The organism is Microcoleus sp. A003_D6 (assembly GCF_036702825.1).
Lineage (GTDB): Bacteria > Cyanobacteriota > Cyanobacteriia > Cyanobacteriales > Microcoleaceae > Microcoleus.
Window position 1 is genome coordinate 26,275 of sequence record NZ_JAUBWA010000072.1, and the last position, 10,233, is coordinate 36,507.

Sequence of the window (10,233 nt, forward strand, 5' to 3'; positions counted from 1 at the left end):
GTTGTTAACTAATTGTTGAAAAAAAGGGCGATCGCTTTCTCGCAAAAGGGCGATCGTTTTTTGCTAAAAAGGTTATTTTCGTTTGAGCGCGATCGCACTTACTCAACTGGGCCTTGAATCTGCTGTCGCACCCATTGACGAAAATCAATCTCTGCGGCAACTTCATCGATGAAAGCCGCTTCTAGAAACTGGTATAAATCCGTTTTTTCAATAATGGGAAAAGTCGGAGATCGATCGCGCTCGACATAAGCCCCATCGACTAATTGCAGAATCTGCCATACCCGCCCGTTAAACCGCCAAAATTCCGGCACGCCCATACTGGCATAGAGTGTATTTTTATTGAGATCGGTATGGGTAATATCTACTTCCACGACTAAATCCGGGGCTGGATCGACATTCAAATTAACCAGGCGATCGGCAACTAAGGCATAATTCTGAATGTAATATCCATTGTCTGGCTCGGCGCTCTTGAGTAGGTCTTCTCGATCGAGCGTAGTCGATCCCATCGTCTTCATTTTCATCCCCATCTCAACCACAAGGACTCTAATAAAGAGTTCAATCAAGCGAGCAGAACGTTCGTGTTCTTCGAGGGGCATGGTGATTTCTAACACTCCGTTATCGTAGGTAAAACGGGCGCGAGTGCGCTCCATCAGCAAACTTTGAATTTGCTTGAAGGCTTGCCAATCGAGATCGCGAAAGGTGAGGCGCTTTTCACCGACAAGTTGAGGTGGTGGCTCTAACAACATCAAAATTACCGCAATTTTAAGGAAAGTTGACAGAACATTTACTGTTAATTATTTTAATAGACTTCTTGCAAAAATCCTTTTCATCAATTCATGGGACGGGCAAGATGCCCATCCCACAAGAGTTATTTTTTTTGTGGGATGGGCATCTTGCCCGTCCTAATTATTTTTGCAAGAGGTCTAATATATTTTTTCAATAAGTCTGGTGGTGCAGGCAGGATACCTGCGATCGATTTTGGTGCGTGAGGAACTATTGCCGCTGGAACGTCGTCTGCGGCACTATCGCCTTTCTCAAGTTTCTAGAGGTACAAACCAAACCTCGAAAATCCTGACATCCGCCGAATCAGGCATCCCTCATGGGGCGTGAAAACCTGTATCTCCGGTGCAAGCAGCCGAATGCCTGGAAAAAAACGAGGCGGAGGTGGTCGATCGCTTTTTTGCAGGAGTTGCCCGATCGCGATCGTATTCTGCTATTGTTGAACCTTTGCATCACATTCTCGACAGCTTGGGTAAGACGGCAATTGTTGGCGTCAAACCGCTGTATAATTGTGAAACATTTTGAATCCTATAATTTACTTGCTACTTGTGGAGCCGCCGCCCCTATGCCATCAACAGTCAGTACAGAATCAACAGCGGTTCAATTTAACCAACAGGGAGAAATATACTTATCCCAAGGAAAATTAGAAGAAGCGATCGCCTCCTGCGAGCAAGCTTTGAAGATTCACCCCAATTTTGCACCGGCTTACAAGACTTTGGGCAACGCGCTACAAGCTCAAGGCAGGATGGAAGAGGCGCGGCACTGGTACGCGAAAGCTATTGAAATAGAGCCGAATTTTGCGGAAGTATACGCGAATTTGGGCAGCATTTGCGCGCACCAGGAAAAATGGCAGGAGGCGATCGAGTTTTACCAAAAGGCGATCGCGATTAAACCGAATTTCGCGGGAGTTTACCGGAATTTAGCAAAAGTATTCGGACAAATTGGCAAACCAGCCGAAGCGCAGCATTGCTGGTATCAAGCATTTAGTTTGGAACCGGAAAAAGTAAAGCCTTCGGAACACTTGAATATGGGCGATGCTTTTTTGCGGCAGGAAAAGTTTCCCGAGGCGATCGCCTGTTACCAGCGCACAATCAAGTTAGAACCTAATTTGGCGACTGCTTACCAAAATTTAGGGGAAGCGCTGAAAAAACAAGGCAAATTAGAAGAAGCGACAGCATATTATCGAAAAGCGATAGAACTCAACGCAGCTCATGCGAGAAACGGCAGCGACGGACAGCATACTTTGGCAGCGGCAACTGCAACAAACGGTGCAGTTAAGGAGCAGCAAGTAGCAACTGCTGTGAAGCCGGAAGTTAAGCAGCAAGTATCAACTGCTGTGAAGCCGGAAGTTAAGCAGGCAGTTAATTCTACAATTAATATAGAAGATCCAGAAGCTTACAAAATCCTGGCAGAAGGTTATTTCGCTCAGGGGAAATTGGAACAGGCAATTTCTGCTTGCAAGAAGGCGCTGCAAATTAAGCCGGATGCGGGGCTGTATAAAATGCTGGGCAACGCCCTGCAAGCTGGCGGAAAAATTGATGAAGCTAAAAGTTGCTATGTCAAAGCAATAGAAATTAACCCGAATTTTGCCGAAGCTTACGCTAATTACGGTAGCATTTGCGCGCAGCAGGAACAGTGGCAGCAAGCGGTTTCTGCTTACGAAAAGGCGATCGCCCTGAAGCCGGATTTTGCCGGTGCTTTCCGCAATTTTGCCAAATTGTTGACGCAGTTAGGGAAGTCGGAGGAGGCGGCCCAGTGCTGGTATCGAGCATTGGCGATCGACCCGAAATCCGGCACCGCCGAGGAACACGAGAATTTAGCCAAAACTTTGATCGAGCAAGGTAAGGTAAATCAAGGAATTGACTGTTACCGGCGCGCGGTTGAGTTGAACCCAAATGCTGGCGCAGCTTATCACGAATTGGGCGAAATTCTCAGAAATCAAGAACAGTGGGAAGCGGCGGTAGATGCTTACAGGAACGCCATTAGAATTAATCCCGAACTTTCTTGGTCGCACAACAATTTAGCTGAGTCGCTGGTTAAGTTGGAACGGTGGGAGGAAGCGGTAGAGGCTTACAGGAAGGCGATCGAATTAAATCCAGATTTTAGCTGGTCTCACAACAATTTAGGCGATGTGCTGCTGAAGTTGGAACGGTGGGAAGAAGCTGTAGAGGCTTACAGCAAAGCAACAGAATTAAATCCAGATTTTAGCTGGTCGCACAATTATTTAGCAGACGCGCTGATTAAACTGGAACGGTGGGATGAGGCAATTTCGGCTTACCAAAGGTCGATCGAACTCAATCCCGACCATTTTTGGGCGCACAACAATTTAGCAGAAGCGCTGGTGAATTTGGAAGGTTGGGATGAGGCGGTTGTTGCCTACCGACGTGCTAACGAAGTTAATCCAAATTTCTTCTGGTCGCAGAGCAAATTGGGCGACGTGCTGCTAGAACTGGAAAGGTGGGATGAGGCGATCGAGGTTTACCGTCGCGCGGCCGAGTTGAATGGCGATTTTCCGTGGACTTATTACAACATGGGGACGGCTTTTGAGAAGCTGGAACGGTGGGATGAGTCGATCGCGTCTTACCGCTGCGCTGCGGAAATTCAGGCGGATTTGCCGTGGCTTTCGCAAAAGTTGGCTGATGCTTTGAGGATGCGATCGCAGTGGGATTTGAAGGATGCGATGGGTTTGTACCGGCGGGCGATTCAGGAGAATCGTGATGACGTGCAGTTGTATCACAAGGCGCTGGAGATTGCGCCGAATGATGCTGACCTTTATGTTGAGTTGGCTGATGCTTTGGTGCGGCACAGTTGGCCTGATGGGGCGATCGTCTTTTATCAGATGGCGTTGCAGATTCGGCCGGGCGATCGGGGGATTTCGGCGCGGTTAGACAAGGTGCTGGAAAAAAAAAAGCCAATTAAAAACCAGTCGCGAGTAGAGATATTGAGTCCGGTTAAGACTCCCGAACCAGTCCCCAGTAGTATTGAACATCAGTCGCGAGTAGAGATATTGAGTCCGGTTAAGACTCCCGAAACAGTCCCCAGTAGTATTGAACATCAGTCGCGTGTAGAAATATTGAGTCCGGTTAAGACTCCCGAACCAGTCCCCAGTAGTCGTATTGTTGTCAGCGAACATCGGAAAGCTAAACCCTTGAGCGGAGATGTACGTCTGATTGCTTTCTATTTGCCACAGTTCCATCCAATACCAGAGAATGATTTATGGTGGGGCAAAGGCTTTACGGAGTGGACTAAAGTAACCAAAGCTCAACCTCTATTCGAGGGGCATCATCAACCTCAGCTTCCAGCCGATTTAGGCTTCTATGACTTACGGATTCCTGAAGTTAGAGAAGCGCAGGCAGCACTAGCCAAAAAATATGGGATATTTGGTTTTTGTTATTATTATTATTGGTTCGCAGGTAAGCGCTTGCTTCACCTTCCTCTTGATGAAGTGTTGCGAACAAAGAAACCAGATTTTCCATTCTGCGTTTGCTGGGCGAATGAAAACTGGACCAGACGGTGGGATGGAGCCGAACATGAAATCCTGATCGCGCAAGAACATTCACCCGATCACAATAAAGCTTTTGCCGAAAGTTTAATTCACATTTTGCTGGACGAGCGATATATTCGCATCAATGGCGAGCCCTTACTCATTGTCTATCGCAGTGATATTTTGCCAGAGCCTTTACAGCTCACAGAGCAGTGGAGAGACGTTTTTAGAGCAAATGGTGTCGGAGAAGTTCACCTTTGTCTCGCCATTACCTGTTTTTCAGGTTATGTAGACCCGGTGAGTATAGGTTTTGATTCTGCGTTGCAGTTTCCACCGCATGGAGTACCTGCACGCCAAATTTCACCATCTGAACTTGTGGGAATCCACCCAGATTTCACCGGACAGCTCTTCGATTATCAAGACGCAACTATCAATGCGGTAGCAGAAAAGCTTCCAGATTTTAAATTTTTTCCGGGAGCTATGCCGTCATGGGATAACACAGCTCGAAGAGGAAATACTGCTCATGCTTTTATTAATTCCAACCCAGATCTTTATGAATTTTGGTTGCGTGGCGCTATCGAGAAAACCAAACAAAGCAATTCAGGCGATGAACGAATTGTTTTCATTAACGCTTGGAATGAATGGGCAGAGGGATCACACCTAGAACCAGATCAGAAATATGGACATAGCCACCTGTTAGTTACCTGTAAAGCACTTAATGGGGCACACGGTTGGAGAACGAGTCTTAAGCTGCTACGGTATTTTCCTGATAAAACTGTAGAATATCTCAATCAACTGCTTGACGAATTAGAAGATAGAACTACTGCTCAGGAGCATTCACTTCAGGCATTTTACAGAATGATCCAAAGAGTCGTTACCATCTCTGATATCTATCATTATCCACAAGATAATGAATTATGGTGGAACTTGGAATATCTTAAAACTGAAATGCAGTTCGATGTCAATTCTATTGTTATAGGGGGCTGGATCTTGCCTGCCATTTCTCCTGCTGTTAGCATAGAAGTGATGTCTAACGATCAGATTATTCAGCGAGTTCCTGTTAATATAGAGCGTCAGGATATAGCTGACGCTTATTCCTTGCCAGGTGCGGATCGGAGCGGTTTTTCAGCCCGGTTAAAATTAGGCTGGGTAGAATCTGAACAATCTATAAATTTGCGTGCAGTTCTGCAAGATGGAAGTTATATTCCATTATCATTAATCCGGTTACAACCAGGCTATAAGACTATTCAAAAGTTAGGGATAGCTGTAGGCGAAAATGGTCAATTCCGTTATTCCCAGTCAGATATTGTAAAAGCAAGGATCAATCAGATCCGAATTCTTCCTCTTGAAGGAAGCGATGAGCAGCGTTGGGAATTGTTGAATCAATTGGAGCAAGAAACCGAGGCTCAAGAACAAGTAATTGAAGCACTATCCAATTTTCTTAAACAGATCCCTAAAACGAATCTTTTCGCTTCCGATGCGGACTAAAGAAGATTTGCCATAGTTTGTAAATTAGAGAGTAGTGTAAGAAATTTGAGGAATGAAAAAGATGTCAAAAAATCCCCTAGTATCCATAGTTATTCCCTGCTACAAACACGAAAAGTTTATTCAGAGGTGTTTGGAGTCAGTGGCAGCTCAGACTTATGAAAATATAGAAGTTGTCATTGTTGACGATTGTTCACCGGATGGTTCAGCTTCGGAGATACAGCGATTAATTGAGAGTGAAAGTTGGCGGTCTAGGTTTTCTCACCCAGCACAATTTCACGGTTTTACTAAAAATCAGGGTGCTCATGCTGCCATCAACTATGGCATAACCCAATCGAAGGGAGAGATTATTGCACTTGTCAATTCAGATGATGCCTATCATCCAGAACGAATCAAAGCCACGGTTAATGCTATGCAGAAAGGAGGGCATGAATTTGTATTTAGCCGCGTGCAGTATATAGATGAAGATGATAGGGTGATAACTAACTCTCATCGTGTAGTTAGGACTTACTCTAAATACCAAACAGTATTTAACTTCAAGCAGTTTCCTTCTGTTGGATTTGCTTGTTTGTCAGCCAATGTAAGTATTTCTACTGGAAATTTTGTTTTTACAAGAGCGCTTTTTAATAGTGTGGGTGAGTTTAACGATTATCGGTGTTGTCATGACTGGGATTTTCTGTTGCGTTCCATAATTTATACAGAACCATTTTTTCTGGAAGAAGACCTCTATTACTATAGGCTTCATGGTAAAAATACTTTTGAGTCTTTGGAAGTAATTGGTCAGCAAGAATCAGCAAGCTTGCTCAGAAACTTTTTCTCAAAAGTGCAATGTCATTGGCCGCCTAACGCCATTGCACCTTCTCCATTGAACTGGCCTGGTTTCTTTGAACTCTTTATCGAGTGGCATGGATTAGAGCGGTTTATGTAAAGACTAAGGCGATCAATTCGCAAGCATTGGCCTAATACGCTCACAGTTTTCTAGACTGGGAGCGTATTAGTATCAGCGATCGCTTGCGATTGATTCTCCGTCTGGTACTTTTGGGAGTATAAGCGCGGTAATTGCTCTTGAGTTTGGTGCAGCAAAGGCTGATGTTGCTCCAACTCTGACTGAATTTGTTCTAGTCGAGTCCGAGAACGCTTTAAATCTACCTGAATCTGCTTTAAGCGCGGCAGCTTTTGCCGAAATCTCACCACAGCGATCGGCACGCTGCTTCGATCTGAAAACACAGCTTCGAGAACTAATTCACATTCCTCTGACAGTTCGCCTACTCCTACTTCAGCCGAAAAGCCACAGTTTTCCGAACCTGCTACCTTTGAATGAATTTTAGCCACATCCGGGCGAGGATTGTTAGTAGCAATTTCCTGAATTACTGTGCCACCGCTAGTTACTTTGATGGCAACTGCTGGATGTTTTTTTCCTAATATCCAGCCATAAACAAAAATTTTGTCAGTTTCAAACTGGAGATTATTGCGCGGGCTGTCTATATTATAGCCCCAGAGCAATTCGGAATCTTCTACGGACAACGCCGCCACATCTAAGATTTCAATTAAAGCTTGTTCAGTCATTGTTTTTGTTTAGCTTTTGTTAGGAATGAATATCTTATTTTAACTTGAAACTGTGACAGTGTTAGCAATTATACAGCGATTTTGCTCCAGTTTTGCCTGAACTTGCGACAGCTTCTGCCGAGATGCACTCAAAGCTATATCGTACTGTTGAAATGAACTTGACAACCCTTGGCGTTTAGCTCTCATATCTAATGCTTTTTGATACAGTTCCATGTCTTTGCTAGTTATTTCTGTTAGCCTTTTCATTGTACTTTTGTCAGCCAATGCTTTTTGTAAATGCTCCCGATAATTAGGATACTTATTTTGATTAAAAACCTCCATTTTAAACTCAGGCCAACCTAGCATCTGCTTCAGCTTTGCTAAATCATCTTGAAAAAATTCTTGAATTCCAATAAAGTAAAAATCAGTTAAATCTACATCTAGACAATAGAAATCAGCTAAGGGATTTATCCCTTTTTTAGCCTGTATCTCTGCAAATTCTAACAGACTGATGTTGTTTTCAACCATATACTTATGTTCTTGACTAAAAAAGTTTTTTTGGGGCTGCGACTTCCAAAAAAAATAGCCAGAAATGAATTGAATAATTGGATTTCTCAGCCAGATTACTCTTTTTGCTGATGGGAAGTGTCCCTTATATTTCCCTGCTGCAAAATGACCGTGTATAACCCTACTTTGTGGTTGAGCAGACAATCTCTCCAGAGTCTTTTCAAATTTTTCCGGTTGATAGTCACCAAAAACTTGCATCTCGCCGTAGACCTGTTTTAAAGCTCTTCCAAAGGTTGAACCCGCTGTTTTGTGTACGTGGACTGATATGATTTCCATTTGAGAATCCAAGGATAAATTATTCATAGCAAATTTTGACCCAATTTTTTCCTGCTGGACTGGTCTTTTATTAACTGGCAACAACAGTTCTAATAGTCGTTACACTCCTCATCAGTTGTTTCCACTCCACTGAGTTAGTCAGAGAGTAGCTATCAAATTCATAACCTTTCTCTGACGATAACTTCGCAAAACTTTCTAACCAATTTACCACTGTTTCTGTGCGCGATAAATGGGTACATTTCAAAGATTGCTGCAAATAGTGAGCCACACCAGCCATATCACCATTACCGTAAGCATACCAGGCTTCCCACAACAAGAGGTTGTACTGCATCGGGTGCTGTCCCTCTGTCTGAGTGGCGGCTAGATTTTGTTTAAACAGCAATCGTTCCAATACTTCCTGAGTCTGATGGAGTTGGGACTGAGATTGTTCTAAGACAGCATCCGTCTCCTGAAGTTGAGCTTTAGCCTGTGCTAGCTTTCCATCAGTTCGAGCCTGTTGAGACTGAGATTGTTTTAATTTTATTTGAGTCTGTGCTAGTTCTGCTTCAGTTTGAGCCTGTTGAGACTGAGATTGTTCCAATTCTGTCTGAGTCTCGTGCAGTTGAGATTGAGATTGTTCCAATTCTGTCTGAGTCTCGTGCAGTTGAGATTGAGATTGTTCCAACACCACCTCGGTATGTTGCAGTTGAGATTGAGATTCTTCTAACACTGCCTGAGTCTCGTGCAGTTGAGATTGAGATTCTTCTAACACCACCTCGGTATGTTGCAGTTGAGATTGAGATTCTTCTAACACCGCCTCGGTATGTTGCAGTTGAGACTGAGATTGTTCCAATTCTGCTTGAGTCTCGTGCAGTTGAGACTGAGATTGTTCCAATTCTGCCTGAGTCTCGTGCAGTTGAGACTGAGATTGTTCCAATTCTGCCTGAGTCTCGTGCAGTTGGGATTGAGATTGCTCTAACACGGCCTCGGTATGTTGCAGTTGGGATTGAGATTGTTCTAACACTGACTCGGTATTTTGCAGTTGAGACTGGCATTGCATTAATATTACCTCAGTCTGATGAAGTTGAGACTGGTATTGACTCAGCAATGCCTTGGTTTGATGCAGTTGAGACTGAGATTCTGCCAATGCTATCTGATTTTCTTTGAATAAGTCGTCTGGCTTGTCTATATATATAGAATCTATAGCTGGTTGCACATTTGTAACTTCATCTGAACATAGAGCGATAAAATAAATTGGCTCTTCTAAGGAGCATACCTTTGGATTCACTTCACTATCATTAAAGGTATAAGCATTGAAGCTAGGTTGACTCGCTTCTTTCAAAGGAAAAATAAAAGATCCTGTTGCCAACCTTTGACCGTAGATTTTAACGTGCTTAAAGTGGCGATTCAGCAAGCTAATAAATTGATAATCGTAAAGCTCTTTGACGTGAAATGGGTTAGAATATTCAGGCAAATCTGAATAAGTCAGCCGATTGGGAGAAGAAATTACCAGCATCCCTCCTGGCTTGAGCACCCTTTTGATTTCTTGCATCATTTGTTCATGTTTATCGTGATGCTCGATCGTTTCAAAGGATGTAACAATATCTACAGATTGACTGGGAAGGGGAATCGCCTCACAAGCTCCTACCACAAACTCTAAATTGGGACGATCTCCGTACTTTTGATTTGCATATTCTACAGATTTGGAGTCAATATCAACTCCTACGACTGAACGAGCAAATTTTGATAAGCTTGCAGATCCGTATCCCTCTCCTGAAGCGATATCCAGCACTTGTTTGTCGCGAGATAACTCCATCGACAGAGCATACCTGTGCAAATGTTCATACTTGATCTGACCCTTCATGCAAGAAGGCAGATATCTTTCACCTGTAGGTTCTAATTCCATCTTTAATATCCTCCTTATGTCTAATTTATCGCTATATCTACTGATTTTATACTAACCAGAGTACCATCTCTCTCAGTCTATCCAAGACTCTGAGCGGTGGCAGGAAGTTTCCGCCAGTTCAAGCCCAAACAGGTAAAACCCCCGTCTAGAAAATTATTGACAGTATAACTTTACCTGAGTCGCGATCGGGCTTTTGCACCGACGATAGTGG

Annotated in this window: 8 protein-coding genes; 4 read left to right on the plus strand and 4 right to left on the minus strand. The window is 43.7% G+C overall.

Annotated features, from left to right (window positions below):
* Positions 1-98: 98 nt before the first annotated feature.
* Positions 99-746 carry a Uma2 family endonuclease gene (locus tag QUB70_RS19700; RefSeq protein WP_332982900.1) on the minus strand — a complete coding sequence of 216 codons (648 nt, stop codon included), beginning with the start codon at positions 744-746 and terminating at the stop codon, positions 99-101.
* Positions 747-948: 202 nt separating this feature from the next.
* Between QUB70_RS19700 and QUB70_RS19705 the strand changes: the two genes are divergently transcribed.
* From QUB70_RS19705 to QUB70_RS19720, 4 genes are all read left to right on the plus strand, one after another.
* The gene (locus tag QUB70_RS19705; RefSeq protein ID WP_332982901.1) at positions 949-1,110 is read left to right on the plus strand and encodes a hypothetical protein; all 162 of its coding nucleotides are present in this window, start codon (positions 949-951) and stop codon (positions 1,108-1,110) included.
* A 15-nt stretch (positions 1,111-1,125) separates the two neighbouring features.
* On the plus strand, positions 1,126-1,305 hold the full coding sequence (locus QUB70_RS19710) for a hypothetical protein (protein ID WP_332982902.1): 180 nt from the start codon (positions 1,126-1,128) through the stop codon (positions 1,303-1,305).
* 40 nt (positions 1,306-1,345) lie between these two features.
* Positions 1,346-5,752, plus strand: coding sequence for a glycoside hydrolase family 99-like domain-containing protein (locus tag QUB70_RS19715; RefSeq protein ID WP_332982903.1), 4,407 nt, complete (start codon positions 1,346-1,348; stop codon positions 5,750-5,752).
* Between the two features lie 61 nt (positions 5,753-5,813).
* Positions 5,814-6,677: a glycosyltransferase family 2 protein gene (locus QUB70_RS19720; RefSeq protein WP_332982909.1), complete on the plus strand. Its 864-nt coding sequence runs from the start codon at positions 5,814-5,816 to the stop codon at positions 6,675-6,677.
* 50 nt (positions 6,678-6,727) lie between these two features.
* On the opposite strand, the gene QUB70_RS19725 is transcribed toward QUB70_RS19720, so the two are convergent.
* From QUB70_RS19725 to QUB70_RS19735, 3 genes are read right to left on the minus strand one after another with little or no spacing between them, the layout of a single operon-like run.
* A complete protein-coding gene (locus tag QUB70_RS19725) occupies positions 6,728-7,315 on the minus strand; it encodes a hypothetical protein (RefSeq protein ID WP_332982904.1) in 588 nt (195 codons plus the stop codon).
* 39 nt (positions 7,316-7,354) lie between these two features.
* Positions 7,355-8,164 (minus strand): sulfotransferase family 2 domain-containing protein, encoded by an 810-nt coding sequence (locus QUB70_RS19730; RefSeq protein ID WP_332982905.1) that lies wholly within the window; start codon positions 8,162-8,164, stop codon positions 7,355-7,357.
* A gap of 43 nt (positions 8,165-8,207) precedes the next feature.
* Positions 8,208-10,022, minus strand: a complete 1,815-nt coding sequence (locus tag QUB70_RS19735; protein WP_332982907.1) for a methyltransferase domain-containing protein — start codon at positions 10,020-10,022, stop codon at positions 8,208-8,210.
* Positions 10,023-10,233: the final 211 nt, after the last annotated feature.